The organism is Sutcliffiella horikoshii (assembly GCF_008180725.1).
GTDB classification, from domain to species: Bacteria; Bacillota; Bacilli; order Bacillales; family Bacillaceae_I; genus Sutcliffiella_A; species Sutcliffiella_A horikoshii_B.
On sequence record NZ_VTEV01000013.1, the window covers coordinates 26,005 to 50,199 of the forward strand.

At 41.9% G+C, this 24,195-nt stretch carries 37 protein-coding genes; all 37 read left to right on the forward strand.

Annotated elements, in window-relative coordinates; genetic code table 11:
• Positions 1–28: 28 nt before the first annotated feature.
• The 37 genes from rpoC to rplQ all read left to right on the forward strand — a co-directional run bounded on the left by rpoC (position 29) and on the right by rplQ (position 24,110).
• Positions 29–3,625, forward strand: a complete 3,597-nt coding sequence (gene rpoC, locus FZC76_RS21010; protein ID WP_148990099.1) for a DNA-directed RNA polymerase subunit beta' — start codon at positions 29–31, stop codon at positions 3,623–3,625.
• Between the two features lie 127 nt (positions 3,626–3,752).
• Entirely contained in the window at positions 3,753–4,001 is a 249-nt protein-coding gene (locus FZC76_RS21015; protein WP_010191478.1) for a 50S ribosomal protein L7ae-like protein, read from the forward strand.
• A 102-nt stretch (positions 4,002–4,103) separates the two neighbouring features.
• Entirely contained in the window at positions 4,104–4,526 is a 423-nt protein-coding gene (gene rpsL / locus FZC76_RS21020) for a 30S ribosomal protein S12 (protein WP_010191479.1), read from the forward strand.
• 49 nt (positions 4,527–4,575) lie between these two features.
• Positions 4,576–5,046, forward strand: coding sequence for a 30S ribosomal protein S7 (gene rpsG, locus FZC76_RS21025; RefSeq protein WP_010191480.1), 471 nt, complete (start codon positions 4,576–4,578; stop codon positions 5,044–5,046).
• 89 nt (positions 5,047–5,135) lie between these two features.
• The gene (gene fusA / locus FZC76_RS21030; RefSeq protein ID WP_148990100.1) at positions 5,136–7,214 is read left to right on the forward strand and encodes an elongation factor G; all 2,079 of its coding nucleotides are present in this window, start codon (positions 5,136–5,138) and stop codon (positions 7,212–7,214) included.
• 111 nt (positions 7,215–7,325) lie between these two features.
• A complete protein-coding gene (tuf, locus tag FZC76_RS21035; protein WP_148990101.1) occupies positions 7,326–8,516 on the forward strand; it encodes an elongation factor Tu in 1,191 nt (396 codons plus the stop codon).
• 615 nt (positions 8,517–9,131) lie between these two features.
• Entirely contained in the window at positions 9,132–9,440 is a 309-nt protein-coding gene (gene rpsJ, locus FZC76_RS21040; protein ID WP_010191483.1) for a 30S ribosomal protein S10, read from the forward strand.
• Between the two features lie 37 nt (positions 9,441–9,477).
• Positions 9,478–10,098, forward strand: coding sequence for a 50S ribosomal protein L3 (rplC, locus tag FZC76_RS21045; protein ID WP_148990102.1), 621 nt, complete (start codon positions 9,478–9,480; stop codon positions 10,096–10,098).
• A 25-nt stretch (positions 10,099–10,123) separates the two neighbouring features.
• Entirely contained in the window at positions 10,124–10,747 is a 624-nt protein-coding gene (gene rplD / locus FZC76_RS21050) for a 50S ribosomal protein L4 (protein ID WP_088016681.1), read from the forward strand.
• A complete protein-coding gene (rplW, locus tag FZC76_RS21055; RefSeq protein ID WP_010191491.1) occupies positions 10,747–11,034 on the forward strand; it encodes a 50S ribosomal protein L23 in 288 nt (95 codons plus the stop codon). The genes rplD and rplW overlap by 1 nt, the downstream gene beginning before the upstream one ends.
• Before the next feature lie 38 nt (positions 11,035–11,072).
• Positions 11,073–11,903 (forward strand): 50S ribosomal protein L2, encoded by an 831-nt coding sequence (gene rplB / locus FZC76_RS21060; protein WP_148990122.1) that lies wholly within the window; start codon positions 11,073–11,075, stop codon positions 11,901–11,903.
• Positions 11,904–11,960: 57 nt separating this feature from the next.
• Positions 11,961–12,239 carry a 30S ribosomal protein S19 gene (rpsS, locus tag FZC76_RS21065; protein WP_060666604.1) on the forward strand — a complete coding sequence of 93 codons (279 nt, stop codon included), beginning with the start codon at positions 11,961–11,963 and terminating at the stop codon, positions 12,237–12,239.
• 19 nt (positions 12,240–12,258) lie between these two features.
• A complete protein-coding gene (gene rplV / locus FZC76_RS21070; protein WP_010191496.1) occupies positions 12,259–12,600 on the forward strand; it encodes a 50S ribosomal protein L22 in 342 nt (113 codons plus the stop codon).
• A gap of 3 nt (positions 12,601–12,603) precedes the next feature.
• On the forward strand, positions 12,604–13,260 hold the full coding sequence (rpsC, locus tag FZC76_RS21075; RefSeq protein WP_060666603.1) for a 30S ribosomal protein S3: 657 nt from the start codon (positions 12,604–12,606) through the stop codon (positions 13,258–13,260).
• A gap of 2 nt (positions 13,261–13,262) precedes the next feature.
• Positions 13,263–13,697: a 50S ribosomal protein L16 gene (gene rplP, locus FZC76_RS21080; protein WP_010191498.1), complete on the forward strand. Its 435-nt coding sequence runs from the start codon at positions 13,263–13,265 to the stop codon at positions 13,695–13,697.
• Complete coding sequence (rpmC, locus tag FZC76_RS21085; RefSeq protein WP_010191499.1) at positions 13,687–13,887, forward strand: 50S ribosomal protein L29; 201 nt, start codon at positions 13,687–13,689, stop codon at positions 13,885–13,887. The genes rplP and rpmC overlap by 11 nt, the downstream gene beginning before the upstream one ends.
• Before the next feature lie 20 nt (positions 13,888–13,907).
• A complete protein-coding gene (gene rpsQ / locus FZC76_RS21090) occupies positions 13,908–14,171 on the forward strand; it encodes a 30S ribosomal protein S17 (RefSeq protein ID WP_060666602.1) in 264 nt (87 codons plus the stop codon).
• A gap of 42 nt (positions 14,172–14,213) precedes the next feature.
• Positions 14,214–14,582: a 50S ribosomal protein L14 gene (rplN, locus tag FZC76_RS21095; protein WP_010191501.1), complete on the forward strand. Its 369-nt coding sequence runs from the start codon at positions 14,214–14,216 to the stop codon at positions 14,580–14,582.
• Positions 14,583–14,619: 37 nt separating this feature from the next.
• On the forward strand, positions 14,620–14,931 hold the full coding sequence (gene rplX / locus FZC76_RS21100) for a 50S ribosomal protein L24 (protein ID WP_010191502.1): 312 nt from the start codon (positions 14,620–14,622) through the stop codon (positions 14,929–14,931).
• 26 nt (positions 14,932–14,957) lie between these two features.
• Entirely contained in the window at positions 14,958–15,497 is a 540-nt protein-coding gene (gene rplE / locus FZC76_RS21105) for a 50S ribosomal protein L5 (RefSeq protein ID WP_148990103.1), read from the forward strand.
• A gap of 30 nt (positions 15,498–15,527) precedes the next feature.
• Positions 15,528–15,713, forward strand: a complete 186-nt coding sequence (locus tag FZC76_RS21110; protein WP_060666600.1) for a type Z 30S ribosomal protein S14 — start codon at positions 15,528–15,530, stop codon at positions 15,711–15,713.
• 30 nt (positions 15,714–15,743) lie between these two features.
• The gene (rpsH, locus tag FZC76_RS21115; RefSeq protein WP_010191507.1) at positions 15,744–16,142 is read left to right on the forward strand and encodes a 30S ribosomal protein S8; all 399 of its coding nucleotides are present in this window, start codon (positions 15,744–15,746) and stop codon (positions 16,140–16,142) included.
• A gap of 31 nt (positions 16,143–16,173) precedes the next feature.
• The gene (rplF, locus tag FZC76_RS21120; protein WP_148990104.1) at positions 16,174–16,710 is read left to right on the forward strand and encodes a 50S ribosomal protein L6; all 537 of its coding nucleotides are present in this window, start codon (positions 16,174–16,176) and stop codon (positions 16,708–16,710) included.
• A gap of 35 nt (positions 16,711–16,745) precedes the next feature.
• The gene (rplR, locus tag FZC76_RS21125) at positions 16,746–17,105 is read left to right on the forward strand and encodes a 50S ribosomal protein L18 (RefSeq protein ID WP_060666598.1); all 360 of its coding nucleotides are present in this window, start codon (positions 16,746–16,748) and stop codon (positions 17,103–17,105) included.
• A gap of 20 nt (positions 17,106–17,125) precedes the next feature.
• Positions 17,126–17,626, forward strand: a complete 501-nt coding sequence (gene rpsE, locus FZC76_RS21130; protein WP_060666597.1) for a 30S ribosomal protein S5 — start codon at positions 17,126–17,128, stop codon at positions 17,624–17,626.
• A gap of 13 nt (positions 17,627–17,639) precedes the next feature.
• Entirely contained in the window at positions 17,640–17,822 is a 183-nt protein-coding gene (rpmD, locus tag FZC76_RS21135; protein WP_060666596.1) for a 50S ribosomal protein L30, read from the forward strand.
• 34 nt (positions 17,823–17,856) lie between these two features.
• The gene (gene rplO, locus FZC76_RS21140; RefSeq protein ID WP_148990105.1) at positions 17,857–18,297 is read left to right on the forward strand and encodes a 50S ribosomal protein L15; all 441 of its coding nucleotides are present in this window, start codon (positions 17,857–17,859) and stop codon (positions 18,295–18,297) included.
• A complete protein-coding gene (gene secY / locus FZC76_RS21145) occupies positions 18,297–19,592 on the forward strand; it encodes a preprotein translocase subunit SecY (RefSeq protein WP_148990106.1) in 1,296 nt (431 codons plus the stop codon). The genes rplO and secY overlap by 1 nt, the downstream gene beginning before the upstream one ends.
• A gap of 60 nt (positions 19,593–19,652) precedes the next feature.
• On the forward strand, positions 19,653–20,303 hold the full coding sequence (locus tag FZC76_RS21150; protein ID WP_148990107.1) for an adenylate kinase: 651 nt from the start codon (positions 19,653–19,655) through the stop codon (positions 20,301–20,303).
• Positions 20,303–21,049: a type I methionyl aminopeptidase gene (gene map / locus FZC76_RS21155; protein ID WP_010191515.1), complete on the forward strand. Its 747-nt coding sequence runs from the start codon at positions 20,303–20,305 to the stop codon at positions 21,047–21,049. Before FZC76_RS21150 ends, map begins: the two co-directional genes overlap by 1 nt.
• Before the next feature lie 13 nt (positions 21,050–21,062).
• Positions 21,063–21,377: a KOW domain-containing RNA-binding protein gene (locus tag FZC76_RS21160; RefSeq protein WP_148990108.1), complete on the forward strand. Its 315-nt coding sequence runs from the start codon at positions 21,063–21,065 to the stop codon at positions 21,375–21,377.
• The gene (gene infA / locus FZC76_RS21165) at positions 21,377–21,595 is read left to right on the forward strand and encodes a translation initiation factor IF-1 (protein ID WP_010191517.1); all 219 of its coding nucleotides are present in this window, start codon (positions 21,377–21,379) and stop codon (positions 21,593–21,595) included. The genes FZC76_RS21160 and infA overlap by 1 nt, the downstream gene beginning before the upstream one ends.
• A gap of 41 nt (positions 21,596–21,636) precedes the next feature.
• A complete protein-coding gene (gene rpmJ, locus FZC76_RS21170) occupies positions 21,637–21,750 on the forward strand; it encodes a 50S ribosomal protein L36 (RefSeq protein ID WP_003156543.1) in 114 nt (37 codons plus the stop codon).
• Positions 21,751–21,770: 20 nt separating this feature from the next.
• The gene (gene rpsM / locus FZC76_RS21175; RefSeq protein ID WP_060666590.1) at positions 21,771–22,136 is read left to right on the forward strand and encodes a 30S ribosomal protein S13; all 366 of its coding nucleotides are present in this window, start codon (positions 21,771–21,773) and stop codon (positions 22,134–22,136) included.
• Positions 22,137–22,165: 29 nt separating this feature from the next.
• Positions 22,166–22,555, forward strand: coding sequence for a 30S ribosomal protein S11 (gene rpsK, locus FZC76_RS21180; protein ID WP_060666589.1), 390 nt, complete (start codon positions 22,166–22,168; stop codon positions 22,553–22,555).
• Positions 22,556–22,727: 172 nt separating this feature from the next.
• Entirely contained in the window at positions 22,728–23,672 is a 945-nt protein-coding gene (locus FZC76_RS21185) for a DNA-directed RNA polymerase subunit alpha (protein WP_148990109.1), read from the forward strand.
• A 75-nt stretch (positions 23,673–23,747) separates the two neighbouring features.
• Positions 23,748–24,110 carry a 50S ribosomal protein L17 gene (gene rplQ, locus FZC76_RS21190; protein WP_010191541.1) on the forward strand — a complete coding sequence of 121 codons (363 nt, stop codon included), beginning with the start codon at positions 23,748–23,750 and terminating at the stop codon, positions 24,108–24,110.
• The last annotated feature ends 85 nt before the right edge of the window (positions 24,111–24,195 follow it).

The following is a 24,195-nucleotide window of genomic DNA, read 5'->3' on the forward strand; positions in this document are numbered from 1 at the left end:
CCTGTAGATTATAAGGGAGGTAGGCCCCTTGCTAGATGTTAATAATTTTGAATATATGAAAATAGGCCTTGCTTCACCCGACAAGATCAGATCCTGGTCTTTCGGGGAAGTCAAGAAGCCTGAGACAATTAACTATCGTACATTAAAGCCAGAAAAAGATGGGTTATTCTGCGAAAGAATTTTCGGTCCTACAAAGGACTGGGAATGTCACTGTGGTAAATACAAGCGCGTCCGTTATAAGGGCGTTGTCTGTGACCGCTGTGGTGTAGAAGTAACAAGAGCAAAAGTACGTCGTGAACGCATGGGTCACATCGAGCTTGCTGCTCCTGTATCCCACATCTGGTACTTCAAAGGAATCCCAAGCCGCATGGGTCTTGTTCTTGACATGTCCCCACGTGCGCTAGAGGAAGTAATTTACTTCGCATCTTACGTGGTAACAGAAACAGGCGACACTCCTTTGGAGAAGAAGCAACTGCTTTCTGAAAAGGAATTCCGTGCATACCGTGAAAAGTATGGTCAAACATTCCAAGCTGCCATGGGTGCAGAAGCAATCAAGAAACTTCTTTTTGACATCGACTTGGAAAAAGAAGTAGATACCCTAAAAGAAGAGCTTAAAACTGCTCAAGGTCAACGCCGTACGAGAGCAATTAAGCGTCTTGAAGTATTGGAATCCTTCAGAGGATCCGGCAACGAACCATCTTGGATGATCCTTGATGTACTACCGGTTATCCCTCCTGAATTACGTCCAATGGTGCAATTGGATGGTGGTCGTTTTGCGACTTCCGACTTGAATGACTTGTATCGCCGTGTCATCAACCGTAACAACCGTTTAAAACGTCTTCTTGACCTTGGTGCCCCAAGCATCATCGTACAGAATGAAAAACGTATGTTACAAGAAGCTGTTGACGCACTTATCGACAATGGTCGCCGTGGCCGTCCAGTAACAGGACCTGGTAACCGCCCATTGAAATCTCTTTCTCACATGCTGAAAGGGAAGCAAGGTCGTTTCCGTCAGAACTTACTAGGAAAACGTGTTGACTACTCTGGTCGTTCCGTTATCGTAGTAGGACCTAACTTGAAAATGTACCAATGTGGATTACCGAAAGAAATGGCCCTTGAGCTATTCAAGCCTTTCGTCATGAAAGAACTTGTAGAACGCGGGCTTGCACATAACATTAAGAGTGCGAAGCGTAAGATCGAACGGGTACAACCTGAGGTTTGGGACGTATTGGAATCCGTTATCAAGGAACACCCAGTATTACTGAACCGCGCACCAACTCTACACAGACTAGGTATTCAAGCATTTGAACCTACCCTTGTAGAAGGCCGTGCTATTCGTCTACATCCTCTTGTGTGTACTGCATACAACGCGGACTTTGACGGTGACCAAATGGCTGTTCACGTACCTCTTTCTGCTGAAGCACAGGCTGAAGCACGCATCTTGATGCTTGCTGCGCAAAACATCCTTAACCCTAAGGATGGAAAACCGGTAGTAACACCTTCCCAGGATATGGTACTTGGTAACTACTACTTAACACTAGAGCGAGAAAATGCTGTAGGTGAAGGAATGGTATTCAAGGATACGAATGAAGCGCTTATCGCTTATTCAAACGGCTATGTACATCTGCACACTCGTGTAGCGGTATATGCAGGATCCTTAAATAACGAAACATTCACTGAAGAGCAAAAACAAAAGCTTCTAATTACGACAGTAGGGAAGTTGATTTTCAACGAAATCCTGCCGCCGTCATTCCCTTACATTAACGAACCGACAAAGTTCAACTTAGAAGTAAACACTCCTGAGAAGTATTTTGTTGAAAAAGGTGCGAATGTAAAAGAAGCAATACAAGCACAAGAAATAATCGATCCATTTAAGAAGAAAATTCTTGGTAACATTATTGCGGAAGTGTTCAAACGCTTCAAGATTACGCAAACGTCTGAAATGCTTGACCGCATGAAAAACCTTGGATTCCGTTACTCTACTAAAGCTGGTATCACAGTTGGTGTAGCTGATATCGTAGTTCTTAAAGAGAAAGATGAAATCTTGGTGGAAGCACAAACAAAAGTTGATACAGTTCTTAAGCAGTTCCGCCGTGGATTAATCACAGAGGAAGAGCGCTATGACCGCGTTATCTCCATCTGGAGTGCTGCTAAAGATAAGATCCAAGGGTTGCTAATGGCGTCCTTGCCACGCTTGAACCACATCTTTATGATGAGTGATTCCGGTGCCCGTGGTAACGCATCTAACTTTACACAATTAGCTGGTATGCGTGGACTGATGGCCAATCCATCTGGACGTATCATTGAATTACCGATCAAATCCAGTTTCCGTGAAGGTCTTACGGTATTGGAATACTTTATCTCTACTCACGGTGCGCGTAAAGGTCTTGCCGATACAGCACTGAAAACTGCCGATTCCGGTTACTTGACTCGTCGTCTTGTAGACGTGGCGCAGGATGTTATCGTTCGTGAGATAGATTGTGGAACAGACCGTGGTCTGCACATTACTTCTCTGAAAGATGGCACAGAAGTAGTAGAAAAATTAGAAGAACGTTTAGTCGGCCGTTACGCGAGAAAAGCTGTAAAGCACCCTGAAACTGGGGAAGTTCTTGTTGCGGGTAACGATTTAATTACTGAAGACCTAGCAACAACCATTGTAGAAGCAGGCGTGGAAGATGTTTGGATCCGATCTGTATTCACATGTGACACTCGTCATGGTGTATGTAAAAAATGTTACGGCCGCAACCTTGCGACTGGCCTAGAAGTAGAAGTGGGAGAAGCAGTTGGTATCATCGCTGCCCAATCTATCGGTGAGCCGGGAACTCAGTTGACGATGCGTACATTCCATACAGGTGGGGTTGCTGGAGACGATATTACACAAGGTTTACCACGTATCCAAGAGATTTTCGAAGCGCGTAATCCTAAAGGTCAAGCGGTCATCTCTGAGATCGATGGTGTTGTAACTGCCATCAACGAAGGTCGCGACCGTCAGCAAGAAATCACTGTCCAAGGTGAAGTTGAAACGAGAAACTACACAGTGCCTTACACTGGCCGCCTTAAAGTAGGCGTGAATTCAGAAGTATCTCGTGGTCAGGAACTAACAGAAGGTTCCATCGATCCGAAAGAACTACTGAAAGTGAAAGATATGGTTTCTGTACAGGAGTATCTATTGCTTGAAGTTCAAAAAGTATACCGTATGCAAGGGGTAGAAATCGGTGACAAACACGTAGAGGTTATGGTTCGCCAGATGCTACGTAAAGTACGTGTTATTGATGCTGGTGATACAGATGTACTACCAGGAACACTGCTTGATGTTCACCAATTCACTGATGCAAACGAACGTGTACTTCTTGAAGGCAGAACACCTGCAACTGGACGTCCGGTATTACTAGGTATCACGAAAGCTTCTCTTGAAACGGATTCCTTCCTATCTGCAGCTTCCTTCCAGGAAACGACTAGAGTCTTGACAGACGCTGCAATTAAAGGAAAACGCGACGAGTTACTAGGTCTGAAAGAGAATGTTATCATCGGTAAACTAGTTCCAGCTGGTACAGGTATGAACCGTTACCGTAAATTCGATCTAACGAAAGAAGTCGGTAAAGAAGAGCCTGTAACGGTAGAATAAAAGAAAGATTGTCGGGCATCCCCCGACAATCTTTTCAATGTTATTCGATAAAGTGTTGACATTCAAAAATAGAGATGGTAATATAGCAAAGGTGCTTATATAACCTGTTGCTTTGGAGGATATGTTAATGTCTTATGAAAAAGTGATGCAGGCAAACACCTTCATTGTTGGTACCAAACAAACAGTGAAGGCGCTGAAATCCGGAACAGTAAAAGAGGTTGTCATTGCAGAGGATGCTGATGTGATTGTCACACAGAAAGTTGTCCAAACTGCCAATGAGCACAACATACCAGTCTTAAAAGTAGATTCGATGAAAAAACTCGGAAAAGCTTGCGGGATTGAAGTGGGTGCCTCCGCTGTTGCGATCATTCATTAAAAACTGTTTTTGTGAGTGCAGATTCGCAAAGACTTTGTTTTTTACCTAAAAATGAACCACCTGGATATGTGGTCTTAAAACACTAGGAAGGAGGAAATATTAATGCCTACTATTAACCAGTTAGTCCGCAAAGGACGTACAAGTAAAGTTGTAAAGTCAAAATCTCCAGCTTTGAACAAAGGTTATAACAGTTTCAAGAAGGCTCAAACTGATGTGTCTTCACCTCAAAAACGTGGTGTATGTACTCGTGTTGGTACAATGACTCCAAAGAAACCGAACTCCGCATTACGTAAATATGCTCGTGTTCGTTTAACTAACCAAATTGAGGTAACTGCTTATATCCCAGGTATCGGTCACAACCTACAAGAGCACAGCGTAGTATTAATTCGCGGCGGTCGTGTAAAAGACTTACCAGGGGTACGTTACCACATCGTTCGTGGAGCACTTGATACTGCGGGAGTTAACAACCGTATGCAAGGTCGTTCTAAATATGGTACTAAGAGACCAAAAGCACCTAAGAAGTAATATACTTCAAACTGCTTAACATTAAGTTACCCGAAAGGAGGAAAATAATATGCCACGTAAAGGCCCTGTTGCAAAAAGAGACGTATTACCAGATCCGTTATACAACTCTAAATTAGTAACTCGTCTTGTAAATAAATTAATGATCGATGGTAAGAGAGGAAAATCTCAAGCTATCATCTATAACGCATTCAAACTAGTTGGTGAGCGTTCCGGACAAGAACCTATGGAAGTGTTCGAACAAGCTATGAAAAACATCATGCCTGTTCTTGAAGTTAGAGCACGTCGTGTAGGTGGAGCAAACTACCAAGTACCTGTAGAGGTGCGCCCAGATCGTCGTACAACTCTTGGACTTCGTTATTTAGTTAACTATTCTCGTCTTCGTGGAGAGAAAACGATGGAAGAGCGTTTAGCTAATGAAATCCTTGATGCTGCTAACAACACTGGTGCTTCCGTTAAGAAGCGTGAAGATATGCACAAAATGGCAGAAGCAAACAAAGCGTTTGCTCACTACCGCTGGTAAGATCACATATTATCTGGAGCTGTTAAGACAAGTACTTAACAGCTTTCGGTATAAATTAAATCTAGTTACTTAGGAAGGAGAAATACACTATGGCAAGAGAGTTCTCCTTAGATAAAACACGTAATATCGGTATCATGGCTCACATCGATGCTGGTAAAACAACAACAACTGAACGTGTTTTGTTCTACACAGGACGTATTCACAAAATTGGTGAAACTCACGAAGGTGCTTCTCAAATGGACTGGATGGAGCAGGAGCAAGAGCGTGGAATCACGATCACATCTGCTGCGACAACAGCTCAATGGAAAGGTCACCGCGTAAACATTATCGATACACCTGGTCACGTAGACTTCACTGTTGAAGTAGAACGTTCCCTACGTGTACTTGATGGTGCGGTAGCAGTTCTTGATGCACAATCTGGAGTTGAGCCTCAAACTGAAACAGTTTGGCGCCAAGCTACAACTTATGGTGTTCCACGTATCGTGTTCGTTAACAAAATGGACAAGATCGGTGCAGATTTCTTATACTCTGTAGGAACTATCCATGACCGCCTTCAAGCTAATGCTCATCCAATTCAACTTCCTATCGGAGCTGAAGATGAGTTTGAAGGTATCATCGACCTAGTAGAAATGCAAGCTTTCTACTACGAGGATGACTTAGGTACTCGTTCTGAAGCGAAAGAAATTCCGGCTGAGTACAAAGACCAAGCTGACGAATACCGTCAACGCTTAGTTGAAGCAGTAGCAGAATTAGATGAAGAATTAATGATGAAATACCTTGAAGGTGAAGAGCTTACTACTGAAGAGTTGAAAGCGACTATCCGTAAAGGTACTTGTGATGTTAACTTCTATCCTGTAATCTGTGGTTCTGCTTTCAAAAATAAAGGTGTTCAATTAATGCTTGACGCTGTTATCGATTACCTTCCAGCGCCAACAGACGTACCTGCAATCAAAGGTATCGTTCCTGACACTGAAGAAGAAGTAACTCGTGAATCTGGCGACGAAAACCCATTCGCTGCGCTTGCATTCAAAGTTATGACTGACCCTTATGTAGGTAAATTAACGTTCTTCCGTGTGTACTCTGGTACATTAAACTCCGGATCTTACGTAATCAACTCTACAAAAGGTAAGCGTGAGCGTGTAGGACGTATCCTACAAATGCACGCAAACAGCCGTGAAGAGATTCCTGTTGTTTATTCTGGAGATATCGCTGCTGCAGTTGGTCTTAAAGACACAACTACTGGTGACACGCTATGTGACGATAAAAACCAAGTTATCTTGGAGTCCATGGAATTCCCAGAGCCGGTTATCCAATTGTCTGTTGAGCCTAAATCTAAGGCTGACCAAGACAAAATGACAACTGCTCTTCAAAAGCTACAAGAAGAAGATCCTACTTTCCGTGCACATACAGATCAGGAAACTGGTCAAACAATCATCGCAGGTATGGGTGAACTTCACCTTGATATCCTAGTTGATCGTATGAAGCGTGAGTTCAAAGTAGAAGCAAACGTTGGTGCACCTCAGGTTGCTTACCGTGAAACGTTCCGCGGATCTGCTAAGGTTGAAGGTAAATTTGCTCGTCAATCTGGTGGACGTGGTCAATTCGGACACGTTTGGATCGAATTCGAACCAAACGAAGAAGGAAAAGGCTTTGAATTTGAAAACAAAATCGTAGGTGGGGTTGTACCTCGTGAATACGTACCTGCAGTTCAATCTGGTCTTGAAGATGCAATGGCGAACGGTGTACTAGCTGGTTACCCTCTAATCGATGTTAAAGCTGCGTTGGTTGATGGTTCTTACCATGACGTTGACTCCTCTGAGATGGCGTTTAAAGTAGCTGCATCTTTAGCTCTTAAAAATGCAGTATCCAAGTGTAACCCTGTAATCCTTGAGCCTGTCATGAAAGTTGAAGTAGTGACACCTGAAGAGTACATGGGAGACATCATGGGTGGTATCACTTCCCGTCGTGGTCGTGTAGAAGGTATGGAAGCTCGCGGTAACGCTCAAGTTGTTCGCGCAATGGTTCCACTTTCTGAAATGTTTGGTTATGCAACATCCCTACGTTCTAACACACAAGGACGCGGAGTGTTCACAATGCATTTCGATCACTATGAAGAAGTACCAAAATCGATTTCTGAAGAAATCATCAAAAAAAATAAAGGTGAATAATTGATTTTCACCTAATCTTGTTTTATAAATAGTATGTAGGTTAATAAGTGGAAATCACTTGTTAATAACATATAAAATAAAAATTAATGAAATTCTAAGGAGGATATAACAATGGGTAAAGAGAAATTCGATAGATCCAAGACTCATGCTAATATCGGTACAATCGGTCACGTTGACCACGGTAAAACAACTTTAACAGCTGCAATCACTACTGTTCTTGCTAAGCGCAGTGGTAAAGGTGCTGCAATGGCATACGACATGATCGATGCTGCTCCAGAAGAAAGAGAGCGTGGAATCACAATTTCTACAGCTCACGTTGAGTACGAAACTGATACTCGTCACTATGCACACGTTGACTGCCCAGGACACGCTGACTATGTTAAAAACATGATCACTGGTGCTGCGCAAATGGACGGCGGAATCCTAGTAGTATCTGCTGCTGACGGCCCAATGCCACAAACTCGTGAGCACATCCTTCTTTCTCGTCAAGTAGGTGTACCTTACCTAGTAGTATTCTTAAACAAATGCGACATGGTAGACGACGAAGAATTATTAGAACTAGTTGAAATGGAAGTTCGTGACCTTCTTTCTGAGTACGATTTCCCTGGAGACGATGTTCCTGTAATCAAAGGTTCTGCTCTTAAAGCTCTTGAAGGAGACGCTGAGTGGGAAGAAAGAATCGTTGAGCTTATGGCTGCAGTTGATGACTACATCCCAACACCAGCTCGTGACACTGAAAAGCCATTCATGATGCCAGTTGAGGACGTATTCTCTATCACTGGTCGTGGAACAGTTGCTACTGGACGTGTTGAGCGTGGACAAGTTAAAGTTGGTGACACTATCGAAATCATCGGTTTAACTGAAGAGCCTAAATCTACTACTGTAACTGGAGTAGAAATGTTCCGTAAGCTTCTTGACTATGCTGAAGCTGGAGACAACATCGGTGCACTTCTTCGTGGGGTTGCTCGTGACGACATCCAACGTGGACAAGTATTAGCTAAGCCTGGTACAATCACTCCACACACAAAGTTCAAAGCTGAAGTTTACGTACTATCTAAAGAAGAGGGTGGACGTCACACTCCATTCTTCACAAACTACCGTCCTCAGTTCTACTTCCGTACAACTGACGTAACTGGTATTTGTAACCTACCTGAAGGCATCGAAATGGTTATGCCTGGCGACAACGTTGAGATGACTGTTGAACTTATCTCTCCAATCGCTATCGAAGAAGGAACTAAGTTCTCTATTCGTGAAGGTGGACGTACTGTAGGCGCTGGCGTTGTAGCGACTATCCAAGAGTAATTTTTGGATCTATCATAGATCTTTTATAAACCGGCATCCCTAATTGAGGGGTGCCGGTTTTTTGTTTTGTTAATCTGATATGAAGACATTCTTAAGTCTTAAATTCTTGTGAGAGTGTATTCACGAAAGTGATGAAGACATTTATGAGTGAAGAAAAAACGAGAGACTGTTTTCATATGGTTGATGAAGACAATCCTGCGTCGAAGAAATGAGTGAGATTGTCATCATTGACTGCATGAAGACAATTCTTAATTGACAAACCCCCGAGTTCGTAATCATATGCAGCGACAGTAATTCTAAGCGATGAAATATCCTCTTTCTTCTATATAAATAACAACCATCTTCCGCTGGAAAAAACTGAAACGAATAAATCTCCTGCCCACTTGTTGCATTAAACCTCACTTCTCGTTATAATATGAAAAGTGCTCAGAGATTTATTTGAAATATAGTTGCATTGTCTATTAACTCCATGTATAATAGGTAATGTTGGTCTTTGACTGCGATGATGTGAAAGGTTGCTGACACACCCGGCCGCTTTGCCATGGCGAGTGTGACAGGTTAATTTTCACGGAGAATGTCTATCAATAATATAGGCGAAAAAAGGAGGGAAAAATAATGGCAAAAGAAAAGATTCGCATTCGTTTAAAAGCTTATGATCACAGAATTCTAGATCAATCTTCTGAGAAGATCGTTGAAACTGCAAAACGTTCAGGTGCAACTGTTTCTGGTCCTATTCCGTTACCAACGGAAAGATCTGTATACACAATCTTACGTGCGGTACACAAATATAAAGATTCTCGTGAGCAATTCGAAATGCGCACTCATAAGCGCTTAATCGACATCATTAATCCAACACCACAAACGGTTGACAGCTTAATGCGTTTAGACCTACCATCTGGTGTAGATATCGAAATCAAGCTTTAATCAATAAATTACTTAATTAATCTAGGAGGTGTGACTGATGACCAAAGGAATCTTAGGAAGAAAAGTTGGTATGACTCAAGTTTTTGCTGAAAACGGCGATCTTATCCCTGTAACAGTAATTGAAGCTACACCAAACGTTGTACTTCAAGTTAAAACTGTTGAAACAGACGGATACGAAGCGGTTCAGATTGGTTTTGCTGACAAACGCGATAAATTAGCGAACAAGCCATTAAAAGGACACGTTGCTAAAGCGAACACAGCACCTAAGCGCTTCATTCGTGAAATCAGTGGAGCTAACTTAGAAGTTGGTCAAGAAGTCAAAGTTGATATTTTCACAGAAGGCGATGTAGTAGATGTAACAGGAATCTCAAAGGGTAAAGGTTTCCAAGGCTCAATTAAGCGCCATAACCAATCTCGTGGCCCAATGAGTCACGGTTCCCGTTATCACCGTCGTCCTGGTTCTATGGGACCTGTTGCTCCAAACCGTGTATTCAAAGGTAAACTTTTACCTGGACGTATGGGTGGAGAGCGCATTACTATCCAGAACCTTGAGATCGTGAAAGTTGACGTAGAACGTAACCTATTACTTGTTAAAGGTAACGTACCTGGTCCAAAAAAATCTTTAATCACAATTAAAAGTGCTATAAAAGCAAACTAATTGTTTAGGAAAGGAGGAACTACAAATGCCTAAAGTAGCATTATACAACCAAGCTGGCGCAAACGTTGGTGAAGTTGAATTAGCAGATGCTGTATTCGGTATTGAGCCAAATAACAGCGTATTGTTCGATGCGATTGTTATGCAAAGAGCATCTCAACGTCAAGGTACTGCAAAAGTAAAAGGACGTTCTGAAGTAGCAGGTGGTGGACGCAAACCATGGCGTCAAAAGGGTACTGGTCGTGCTCGTCAAGGATCTATCCGCTCTCCACAATGGCGTGGTGGTGGTATCGTATTCGGTCCTACACCAAGAAGCTACAGCTACAAACTTCCTAAAAAAGTTCGTCGCTTAGCTATCAAATCTGCATTATCATCTAAGGTATTAGAAAACGAACTATTAGTATTAGAAGGATTAGCTTTTGATGCACCAAAAACAAAAGAAATGACTTCTGTATTAAAAGGTTTAGAAATCAATCGTAAAGCGTTGATCGTAACAGCTGACGCTGACGAAAACGTTGCTTTATCTGCTCGTAACATTCCTGGAGTAACAGTTGTTACAGTAACTGGTGTGAACGTATTAGACGTTGTTAACCACGATAAAGTAATCTTTACGAAAGACGCTGTTCAAAAATTAGAGGAGGTGCTTGCATAATGAGAGATCATCGTGATGTTCTTAAGCGCCCCGTGATTACTGAGCGTTCTACAGATTTAATGACTGAAAAGAAATATACTTTTGAAGTAGATGTTAGAGCTAATAAAACTGAAGTTAAAGATGCTGTTGAAGCGATCTTTGGCGTAGACGTTGAAAAAGTAAACATCATGAACTACAAAGGTAAATTCCGTCGTGTAGGTCGTCATAGCGGATTAACTAACCGTCGTAGAAAAGCTATCGTAACTTTAAAAGCTGATAGCAAAGAAATCGAATTCTTCGAGGTTTAATACAAAAATAAAAACATCATCGAAAAGGAGGGAACATGATGGCGATTAAAAAATACAAACCAACCTCTAATGGACGTCGTGGCATGACAGTTTCTGATTTTGCTGAGATCACTACAGACAAACCAGAAAAAAGCTTGCTTCAACCGTTACACAGAAAAGGTGGTCGTAATAACCAAGGTAAATTGACTGTACGTCACCAAGGTGGTGGACACAAACGTCAATACCGCGTCATCGACTTTAAACGTGATAAAGATGGTATACCAGGACGCGTTGCTACAATCGAGTACGATCCTAACCGTTCCGCTAATATCGCGTTAATCAACTATGCAGATGGGGAAAAGCGTTACATCCTGGCTCCTAAGAACTTAGAAGTAGGAATGACTGTAATGGCTGGTCCTGAAGCAGACATCAAGGTAGGAAATGCATTACCACTAATCAACATCCCAGTTGGTACTGTAATCCACAACATCGAGTTAAAACCAGGTAAAGGTGGACAATTAGTTCGCTCTGCAGGAACTTCTGCTCAAGTACTTGGTAAAGAAGGTAAATACGTACTTGTACGTTTAACTTCTGGTGAAACTCGTATGATTCTATCCACTTGCCGCGCTACTGTAGGTCAAGTTGGTAACGAACAACACGAACTTATCAACATTGGTAAAGCAGGACGTTCTCGTTGGATGGGTATTCGCCCAACTGTACGTGGTTCTGTAATGAACCCTAACGATCACCCACACGGTGGTGGTGAAGGACGTTCTCCAATCGGACGTAAGTCACCTATGACTCCTTGGGGCAAACCGACTCTTGGATTCAAAACTCGTAAGAAAAAGAACAAGTCTGACAAATTTATCGTTCGTCGTCGTAAAAAATAACGGGGTTGTACTACGGTTCAACGGAGCCGTAGAGCAATCACGAAGGGAGGTTTCCACATGGGTCGCAGCTTGAAAAAAGGGCCTTTTGTAGATGATCATTTAATGAACAAGATTGAAAAGTTAAATGAAACTGAGGGTAAACAAGTTGTTAAAACTTGGTCTCGTCGTTCTACTATTTTCCCACAATTTATCGGACATACAATCGCTGTATATGATGGCCGTAAACACGTACCTGTTTATGTGACAGAAGACATGGTAGGTCACAAGCTTGGAGAATTCGCTCCATCTCGTGCTTACAAAGGTCACGGAAATGATGATAAGAAAACAAAACGCTAATTAGAGAGGAGGCTTTTACATGCAAGCTAAAGCTGTTGCAAGAACAGTTCGTATTGCTCCTCGTAAAGCTCGTCTAGTTATGGATTTAATTCGAGGCAAGCAAGTAGGCGAAGCGGTAGCTATTTTGGCATTAACTCCAAAAGCTGCTTCACCAGTAATCGAAAAGGTTCTAAAGTCCGCTATTGCAAATGCAGAGCACAATTTTGAAATGGACGCAAACTCACTAGTTGTAACAGAGGCATACGTTAACGAAGGTCCAACTTTGAAACGTTTCCGCCCTCGTGCAATGGGTCGTGCGAGCCAAATTAACAAACGTACTAGCCACATTACAATCGTGGTATCAGAAAAGAAGGAGGGATAACCAGTGGGTCAAAAGGTAAATCCGATCGGTCTTCGTGTAGGAGTCATTCGTGATTGGGAGTCCAAATGGTACGCAGGTAAAGATTATGCTAACCTGTTACATGAAGACATCAAAGTTCGCGAATACATCGCAAAACGTCTAAATGACGCATCTGTTTCTAAAGTAGAAATCGAACGTGCTGCAAACCGTCTGAACGTTACTGTTCACACTGCTAAGCCAGGTATGGTTATTGGTAAAGGTGGTACGGAAGTTGAAGCATTACGTAAAGCACTTAACCAATTAACTGGTAAACGTGTACACATCAACATCTTAGAGGTTAAAAGAGCAGATCTTGATGCTAAATTAGTAGCTGAAAACATCGCTCGTCAATTAGAAAACCGTGTATCTTTCCGTCGTGCTCAAAAGCAATCACTTCAACGTGCAATGCGCGCTGGTGCGAAAGGTATTAAAACGATGGTTTCTGGTCGCTTAGGCGGAGCAGATATCGCTCGTTCTGAACATTATAGTGAGGGTACAGTTCCACTTCATACTCTTCGCGCTGATATTGACTATGGTACAGCAGAAGCTGATACAACTTACGGTAAATTAGGTGTGAAAGTATGGATCTACCGTGGAGAGGTCCTTCCTACGAAGAAGAAAACTGAGGAAGGAGGAAAATAATTATGTTATTACCAAAACGCGTAAAATATCGCCGCGAACATCGTGGAAAAATGCGTGGTAAAGCGAAAGGCGGTACTGAAGTACATTTCGGAGAGTTCGGATTACAATCTCTTGAAGCTTCTTGGATCACAAACCGTCAAATCGAAGCTGCGCGTCGTGCGATGACTCGTTATATGAAACGTGGCGGTAAAGTTTGGATTAAAATTTTCCCTTCAAAACCATACACTGCAAAACCTCTAGAGGTCCGAATGGGTTCCGGTAAAGGTGCTCCAGAAGGATGGGTAGCAGTTGTTAAACCTGGAAAGGTTATGTTTGAAATTTCAGGTGTATCTGAAGAAGTAGCTCGTGAAGCTCTACGTTTAGCTATGCATAAGTTGCCAGTTAAATGTAAGTTCGTAAAACGTGAAGAAATTGGTGGTGAATCTAATGAAAGCTAATGAACTACGCGACTTAACCACTGCCGAGATTGAACAAAAAGTGAAATCTTTAAAAGAAGAGTTATTTAACCTACGCTTTCAATTAGCGACTGGTCAATTAGAAAACACTGCTCGTATTCGCGAAGTACGTAAGTCAATCGCTCGTATGAAAACAGTAGTTCGCGAGAGAGAGATCGCTTCTAACAAATAATCAAGAGGAGGTTCGCGAAAATGAGTGAACGTAACCAACGTAAAGTTTACACTGGTCGTGTTGTTTCCGATAAAATGGATAAAACAATCACTGTACTAGTTGAAACTTACAAAACTCACCCACTCTACGGCAAACGTGTTAAGTACTCTAAAAAGTACAAAGCGCATGATGAGAATAGCACAGCTAAAACTGGCGACATCGTAAAAATCATGGAGACTCGTCCATTATCTTCTACGAAGCGTTTCCGTTTGCTAGAGGTTGTAGAGAAAGCTGTAATTATCTAATATATAAGTTCGGATATTTAATTCCGAAGGGAGGTACCATGCATGATTCAACAAGAATCTCGTTTGAAAGTTGCTGATAACTCAGGTGCTCGTGAAGTGCTTGCTATTAAAGTACTAGGTGGATCTGGTCGTCGCTACGCTAACATTGGTGATGTTATTGTTTGTACAGTGAAACAAGCAACACCAGGAGGCGTTGTTAAAAAAGGTGACGTAGTGAAAGCTGTTGTAGTACGTACAAAGCGCGGAGTTCGTCGTAATGACGGTTCATACATCCGTTTCGATGAGAACGCATGCGTAATCATCAAGGATGATAAGAGCCCTCGTGGAACTCGTATCTTCGGACCAGTTGCACGTGAACTACGTGATAACAACTACATGAAGATTGTATCTTTAGCTCCAGAAGTTCTGTAATAAATCGAAAAGATGTTTGTCAAGGAGGTGCGAAAGGATGCATGTCAAAAAAGGTGATAAAGTTGTAGTTATCTCTGGTAAGGATAAAGGTAAACAAGGAGTTATTCTTGAATCTTATCCTAAGAAAGACCGTGTTCTTGTAGAAGGTATCAACGTGATCAAAAAGCACGCTAAACCATCTCAAGAAAATCCTCAAGGTGGAATCATCAACCGTGAGGCACCTATTCATGTATCAAACGTTATGCCTTTAGATCCTAAGTCCGGTGAACCGACTCGTGTAGGATACAAGGTAGTTGACGGTAAAAAAGTACGTGTTGCAACAAAATCAGGTGAACAATTAGATAAATAGAACGTTTAAGAAAGGAGGTACTTTTGATGAACCGCCTAAAAGAAAAGTATCAAAGCGAAATTATTCCTGCTCTAATGGGCAAGTTTAACTATCAATCTGTGATGCAAGCTCCTAAGCTTGAGAAAATCGTTATCAACATGGGTGTTGGTGATGCAGTAGCAAACTCTAAGGCTTTAGACGCAGCTGTTGAAGAGTTAACTTCAATCACTGGTCAAAAACCTGTTGTAACAAGAGCGAAAAAATCTATCGCTGGTTTCCGTCTTCGTGAAGGAATGCCTATCGGTGCGAAAGTTACATTACGCGGCGAGCGTATGTACGAATTCCTAGATAAGTTAGTATCTGTTTCCCTACCACGTGTTCGTGACTTCCGTGGAATCTCTAAAAAGTCTTTCGACGGTCGTGGAAACTACACTCTTGGAGTGAAAGAGCAACTTATCTTCCCTGAAATTGATTACGATAAAGTTAGCAAGGTTCGTGGTATGGATATCGTTATCGTTACTACTGCTAACACTGATGAAGAAGCGCGTGAGCTTTTAACATCATTCGGAATGCCATTCCAAAAATAATACCAGCGTGTGGTAGAGGGAGGCGAAAATGTGGCTAAAAAATCAATGATTGCGAAACAAAAGCGCACACCAAAATATAACGTGCAGGCTTACACTCGTTGCGAACGTTGTGGACGTCCCCACTCTGTAATCCGTAAGTTTAAGCTTTGCCGTATTTGTTTCCGTGAATTAGCTTATAAAGGCCAAATTCCTGGCGTTAAAAAAGCAAGTTGGTAAAACCCGATAATTGGGAAGGAGGTAAATTAAATGGTTATGACAGATCCTATTGCAGATATGCTTACTCGCATCCGCAATGCGAACATGGTACGTCACGAGAAGCTTGAACTTCCTGCTTCTAAAATCAAAAAAGAAGTTGCTGAAATCTTAAAGCGTGAAGGTTTCGTACGTGACGTAGAATTTATCGAAGACAACAAACAAGGTATCATTCGTATTTTCTTGAAATACGGTGCAAACAACGAGCGTGTTATTACTGGTCTTAAGCGTATCAGTAAGCCTGGTCTTCGTGTTTATGCAAAAGCAAATGAAGTACCTCGTGTATTAAACGGTTTAGGTATTGCGATCATCTCTACTTCTCAAGGTGTTATCACTGATAAAGAAGCTCGTCAAAAACAAGCTGGTGGAGAAGTATTAGCATACGTTTGGTAATAAATTTCTTTAAATGAACGGAGGTGTAACTATGTCACGTGTAGGTAAAAAACCTATTGAAATCCCAACTGGGGTTACAATTACAAACGACAACAACACAGTTACCGTAAAAGGTCCTAAAGGTGAATTAACTCGTACATTCAGCCAAGATATGGCTATTACAGTTGAAGAGAACGTATTAACAGTAGTACGTCCTTCTGATAGCAAAGAACACCGTACAATCCACGGAACAACTCGTGCACTTTTAAACAACATGGTTCAAGGTGTTACAACTGGTTTCGAAAGAGGATTGGAACTTATTGGGGTAGGTTACCGTGCATCTAAGCAAGGTAACAAACTAGTTCTTAACGTTGGTTACTCTCATCCAGTTGAGATCACTCCTGAACAGGGGATCGAAGTGGAAGTACCGGCAAACACAAAGATCGTTATTAAAGGTATTGATAAAGAGCGCGTAGGTGCTTTAGCAGCTAACATTCGTGACGTTCGCCCACCAGAGCCTTACAAAGGTAAAGGTATTCGTTATGAAGGTGAACAAGTACGTCGTAAAGAAGGTAAAACTGCTAAGTAATACGGCATAAGCAGATAGAAAGGAGTGACTGCACGATGATTACAAAACCTGATAAGAATTCTACTCGTAAGAAAAGACACACTCGTGTTCGTGCTAAGTTATCAGGAACTGCAACTCGTCCACGTTTAAATGTGTTCCGTTCCAACCAACACATTTACGCTCAAGTGATCGACGATACTAACGCTGTAACAATCGCAAGTGCTTCTACACTTGACAAAGATGTAACAGCAAACGGTAGCAACGTTGAGTCCGCTAAAGCAGTTGGAGAACTTGTTGCAAAGCGCGCAATTGAAAAAGGAATCAAATCAGTAGTATTCGACCGCGGTGGATACTTATATCACGGCCGTGTGAAAGCATTAGCAGATGCTGCACGTGAGGCTGGTCTAGAATTTTAATCGACAAAGGAGGGACACTGATGCGTCGTATTGATCCAAACAAATTAGAACTTGAAGAACGCGTTGTTACGGTTAACCGCGTTGCGAAAGTAGTAAAAGGTGGACGTCGTTTCCGCTTTGCTGCTCTTGTAGTAGTAGGAGATAAAAACGGTAATGTTGGTTTTGGTACTGGTAAAGCTCAAGAGGTACCTGAAGCAATCCGTAAAGCAATTGAAGATGCGAAAAAGAACTTGGTTGCTGTACCTATCGTTGGTACAACAATTCCTCACCAAGTACTTGGTGAGTTCGGTTCTGGTGAAATCCTATTGAAACCTGCTTCTGAAGGTACTGGGGTTATCGCTGGAGGACCAGTTCGTGCGGTACTTGAGTTAGCGGGTGTTCAAGACATCCTTTCTAAATCTTTAGGATCTAACACACCAATCAACATGATCCGTGCAACACTTAACGGATTAAAGCAATTGAAACGTGCAGAGGACGTTGCTAAATTGCGTGGTAAAACGGTAGAAGAACTGTTAGGATAAGGAGGGAAACAAAATGGCGAACAAATTAGCAATCACCCTCACTCGCAGTGTAATCGGTCGTCCACAAGATCAACGTGCGACTGTTCAAACTCTTGGTTTGAAAAAGATGCACCAAACAGTTGTCCATGAGGATAACGCAGCTATCCGTGGAATGATTAACAAGGTATCTCACCTTGTTACTGTGAAAGAGCAATAAATAGAAACGGTTTTTTAAATAAGGAGGTGCCACAATGAAACTTCATGAGTTAAAACCTAACGAAGGATCTCGTAAAGAGCGCAACCGTGTAGGTCGCGGAACTGGTTCTGGTAACGGAAAAACTTCTGGTAAAGGTCATAAAGGTCAAAATGCACGCTCTGGCGGTGGCGTTCGTCCTGGATTCGAAGGTGGTCAAACACCTCTATTCCAACGCTTACCTAAGCGCGGATTCACGAACATCAATCGCAAAGAGTACGCAATCATTAACCTTGATGCTTTAAACCGCTTTGACGAGGGAACTGAAGTTACTCCTGAATTACTTCTTGAAACAGGTTTAGTTAGCAAATTAAACGCTGGTCTTAAAGTATTGGGTAACGGTTCTATCGAGAAAAAGCTTACAGTACGTGCTCATAAATTCTCCTCAGCAGCTAAGGAAGCTATCGAAGCAGCTGGCGGTTCAGTTGAGGTGATTTAATGTTCCAGACATTCTCCAATTTTATGCGCGTGGGTGATATAAGAAAGAAAATTGTCTTCACCCTATTAATGTTAGTAATTTTCCGTATCGGTACGTTTATCCCAGTACCAGGGGTGAACTCTGACATTTTGAAATTCCAGGATGAACTTAGTGTATTTGGTATCCTGAATACTTTTGGTGGTGGAGCTCTTCAGAACTTCTCTATTCTTGCCATGGGTGTAATGCCATACATCACAGCGTCCATCATCGTGCAGTTATTGCAAATGGATGTTGTTCCGAAGTTTACGGAGTGGTCAAAACAAGGAGAAGCTGGACGTCGCAAATTAGCTCAATTCACTAGGTATTTTACCATTGTACTTGGTTTCGTTCAGGCAATTGGTATGTCGATCGGTTTCAATACAATGGCCAATGGTCAATTGATTATGAATCCGACTTTCACTACTTATCTGCTTATAGCATTAGTGTTAACAGCAGGAACTGCATTCTTGATGTGGCTTGGTGAGCAAATCACGGCACATGGCGTAGGAAACGGAATCTCCATTCTAATCTTCGCTGGTATCGTATCTGCAATCCCAACCGGCGCAAATCAGATTTACGCATCTTTGATCCAGGATGCTGGTGATCAGTTGTTCTTAAATCTTGTTATTGTTGCACTTATCATCCTTGCAATCTTAGCTGTAATCGTAGGTGTAATCTTCATTCAGCAAGCGTTACGTAAAATTCCGATTCAGTATGCGAAGAAGACGGCAGGTCGCGCTCCTACTGGTGGAGGACACACTACACACTTACCTTTAAAGGTAAATGCAGCAGGGGTAATTCCGGTTATCTTTGCAGTATCCTTTATCATTACACCACCGACAATCGCTTCATTCTTTAACGAGAATGCTGTGACTAGATGGATTATTAGTTCATTTGACTACACGAATCCAATCGGTATGGTTGTATATGTAGCTCTTATAATTGCCTTCACTTACTTCTACACATTTGTTCAGTCTAATCCTGAACAGATGGCAGAAAACTTAAAGAAACAAGGCGGATATATCCCAGGAATTCGTCCTGGTTTAAATACACAGGAATATTTGACCAAGATTATTTACCGACTAACATTTGTTGGTGCATTATTCTTAGCAGCTATTTCTATCCTACCTATTATCTTTATGAGCTTTGCCGGTCTTCCTGCAGCAGTGCAGATTGGCGGTACTAGTCTACTAATCGTCGTAGGTGTTGCACTTGAGACGATGAAGCAACTAGAAAGCCAGTTAGTGAAGCGTCATTATAAAGGGTTTATCAAGTAATGAAGTAGTTGGGATAAATTTATCCCAATATACTTCACAAGATACTGAGGGGGCAAAAAGATGAATTTAGTTCTAATGGGACTTCCGGGTGCCGGTAAAGGTACTCAAGCAGAACGAATTGTCGAAAAGTACAATATCCCTCATATCTCTACTGGAGATATGTTTCGTGCTGCTATGAAGGAAGAAACTGAACTAGGCATGAAAGCTAAGTCTTTCATGGATCAAGGTCAGCTTGTTCCGGATGAAGTGACGATCGGTATCGTTCGTGAAAGATTAGAAAAAGAAGATTGCAAAGACGGCTTTCTATTAGACGGTTTCCCAAGAACGGTTCCCCAAGCAGATGCACTTGAGCAGATGCTAGAAGAACTAGGTCGTAAAATTGACTATGTCATCAATGTCAATGTTGACCAAAGCATTCTTATGGAGCGTTTAACAGGACGTCGTATCTGTAAAGATTGTGGAGCTACTTACCACTTGGTATTCAACCCACCTGCAAAGGATGGCGTTTGTGACAAATGTGGAGGAGAGCTTTACCAACGTGCTGATGACAACGAAGAGACAGTTGGTAACCGTCTTGAAGTTAACGTAAAACAATCTAAGCCATTGTTAGACTTCTATGAGTCCAAAGGTTATCTTCGCAACATTAATGGCCAACAAGCGATCGATAAAGTATTCGCTGATATAGAAGAACTTCTTGGAGGTCGTGCGTAATGATTATCTGTAAAACTCCTCGTGAACTTGAGATCATGAGAGAAGCAGGTAGAATTGTCGCTCTGACACACCAAGAATTAAAAAAGCACATTGTACCTGGTGTAACAACGAAGCAATTGGATGATATTGCTGAGAAATTCATCCGCAAACATGATGCAATTCCTTCGTTTAAGGGGTATAATGGTTTTCGCGGAAGCATCTGCGCTTCTGTTAATGAAGAACTTGTTCATGGTATTCCCGGCGATCGTGTTCTGAAAGACGGAGATATCATTAGCATAGATATTGGTGCTAAGTATAATGGTTACCACGGTGACTCCGCTTGGACGTATGCTGTTGGTAACATATCCGATGAAACAAAGCGATTACTTGAAGTCACGGAACAATCATTGTATGAAGGCATCAAGGAAGTAAAACCGGGCGCTCGTCTCTCTGATGTATCCCATGCGATTCAAACGTATGCGGAAGCACACGATTTTTCAATTGTGAGAGAGTATGTAGGGCATGGAATTGGTCAAGACTTACATGAAGACCCACAAATTCCTCATTATGGACCTCCTAACAAAGGTCCACGGTTAAAACCTGGTATGGTTCTTGCAATTGAACCAATGGTCAATGCAGGCACCCGCTACGTAAAAACGCTAGCAGATGACTGGACTGTTGTTACTGTTGACGGTAAAATGTGTGCTCATTTTGAACATACGGTCGCTATTACAGAAACAGGCTACGAGATCTTAACAAAAGCCTAAGAGGTGATATTGCTTGATCGAATCTGATTCGACTTTGCAAGTAGGCCAAATTGTTTCGATTACTCAAGGCAGAGATGCCGGACAGTATGCCGTAATTATTAAAATTCTTGATGAGCGTTTTGTCGTCCTAGCGGATGGAGACAAGCGGAAGTTTGACCGCCCAAAGAAAAAGAACATTCATCATCTTGAATTTTTTGATTACGTGTCTCCAGAAGTTCAGAACAGTATGAAGGAAACAAGCCGTGTGACAAATGGAAAGCTGCGTTTTGCACTAACCAAATTTGTCAATGAGCTTGTTACTGATTTGAAGAAGGGAGAACTTAATTAATGGCGAAAGACGATGTAATTGAAGTAGAAGGTACGGTCATTGAGACTTTACCAAATGCTATGTTTAAAGTAGAATTGGAAAATGGTCATACTGTGTTGGCTCATGTATCTGGGAAAATACGTATGCACTTTATTCGAATCCTACCAGGAGATAAAGTAACGGTGGAGCTTTCTCCATACGATTTAACACGCGGTAGAATTACGTATCGTTTTAAATAAACCTATTTTAGCACTCCGTACTATCAGGGAGGTAATATAAGATGAAAGTGAGACCATCTGTTAAGCCAATCTGCGAAAAATGTAAAGTTATTCGTAGAAAAGGCAAAGTCATGGTTATTTGTGAAAACCCGAAACACAAACAAAAACAAGGATAACTTGAGGGAGGTGCGCATATATGGCACGTATTGCTGGTGTTGATGTTCCTCGCGACAAGCGCGTTGTAATTTCATTAACATACATTTTCGGTATTGGTCGTTCTACAGCTGAGAAAGTATTGGCTGAAGCTGGTGTTTCTGAAGAAACTCGCGTTCGCGACTTAACGGAAGAAGAATTAGGAAAGATTCGTGACATCGTAGACAAAATAAAAGTTGAGGGAGACCTTCGTCGTGAAGTATCTCTAAACATTAAACGTCTTATCGAGATCGGTTGCTACCGTGGTCTTCGTCACCGTCGTGGTTTACCGGTTCGCGGTCAAAACACTAAAAACAACGCTCGTACACGTAAAGGACCTCGTCGTACTGTAGCAAACAAAAAGAAATAATTTTAAGTAAGTAAGGAGGTAAGTTAAATATGGCACGCAAAACTAATACACGTAAACGCCGTGTGAAAAAGAATATTGAAACTGGTATCGCGCATATCCGTTCTACATTCAATAACACAATCGTAACGATTACTGACTCTCACGGAAATGCAATTGGGTGGTCTAGTGCAGGTGCTCTTGGCTTCAGAGGTTCTCGTAAATCTACTCCATTCGCAGCACAAATGGCAGCTGAAACAGCAGCTAAAGCTTGCATGGAGCACGGTTTAAAAACTCTTGAAGTTACAGTTAAAGGCCCTGGAGCTGGTCGTGAAGCAGCAATTCGTGCTTTACAAGCAGCTGGTCTTGAAGTAACTGCGATCAGAGACGTAACCCCAGTACCTCATAACGGTTGCCGTCCACCAAAACGTCGCCGTGTTTAATTTGTCTGTATAGATTTTGTATACATGTCAATAATGGCTGATGATACAGTTTAAAAATATACAGAGATAATTAAATGTTGTTGTTGTGCACAATCGGGACATACCTATGGGGAATTTCGGTAAGACATTATATGTCTTTCCGGGGTTTCGACGTTTTGAAGGAGGGTTATGAATGTTAGAAATCGAAAAACCAAAAATCGAAACGGTTGAAATCAGCGATGACGCCAACTATGGTAAATTCGTCGTCGAGCCACTTGAGCGTGGATATGGAACAACTTTGGGTAACTCCTTACGTCGTATTCTTTTATCCTCACTTCCTGGTGCCGCTGTAACATCTATCCAAATAGATGGTGTACTGCATGAGTTCTCAACAATTGAAGGCGTCGTTGAAGATGTTACAACAGTTATTTTGAACGTTAAGAAGCTAGCATTAAAAATCTATTCTGATGATGAGAAGACGTTAGAGATTGATGTGCAAGGTGAAGGTGCTGTAACAGCTGCTGACATTACTCATGACAGCGATGTTGAAATCCTTAACCCTGACCTTCATATCGCAACGTTAGCGAAGGACGCTCACCTGCGTATCCGTTTCACTGCAAAACGCGGTCGTGGATATGTACCAGCGGACGGAAACAAACGTGAAGACCAACCAATCGGTGTTATTCCGATTGATTCCATTTTCACTCCAGTTTCTCGTGTTTCTTATTATGTTGAAAATACACGTGTAGGCCAAGTCTCTAACTATGACAAGCTTACATTAGATGTATGGACAGATGGTAGTAACGGTCCACAAGAAGCAGTTGCACTTGGGGCAAAGATTTTAACTGAACACCTAAATATATTTGTAGGTCTAACAGATGAAGCGCAAAACGCTGAAATCATGGTAGAAAAAGAAGAAGATCAGAAAGAAAAAGTTCTAGAGATGACTATCGAGGAATTAGATCTATCTGTTCGTTCTTACAACTGCCTGAAGCGTGCTGGCATCAACACTGTTCAAGAACTTGCAAATAAGACAGAAGAAGATATGATGAAAGTTCGTAACTTAGGCCGTAAATCTTTAGAAGAAGTCAAGCACAAATTAGAAGAGCTTGGTCTTGGCCTGCGTAAAGATGACTAGTTTTTACTTGGAAAACTAGGCATCTTTATGTGTTTGAACGTTTCATGACTTTCTACAGAAGGAGGGAACATCAACATGGGATACAGAAAATTAGGTCGTACTAGCGCACAGCGTAAAGCAATGTTACGTGACTTGACTACTGACTTGATCATCAGCGAGCGCATTGAAACTACTGAAGCACGTGCAAAAGAATTACGTTCTTTAGTAGAAAAAATGATTACTCTTGGTAAGCGTGGTGACTTACACGCTCGTCGTCAAGCAGCTTCTTACGTTCGTCATGAAGTAGCGAACGCAGAAACTGGTCAAGACGCAGTTCAAAAGTTATTCGCTGATATCGCTCCACGTTATGAAGAGCGTCAAGGTGGATACACTCGTATCATGAAACTTGGACCTCGTCGTGGAGACGGAGCTCCAATGGTTATCATTGAACTTGTATAATATATAATAGATGATAGTGGGTTAAAGAGGAGGAAACGATTCTTTGAGCTTACTATAGTCAGTCATAAATAAGGGCGGACAGTTG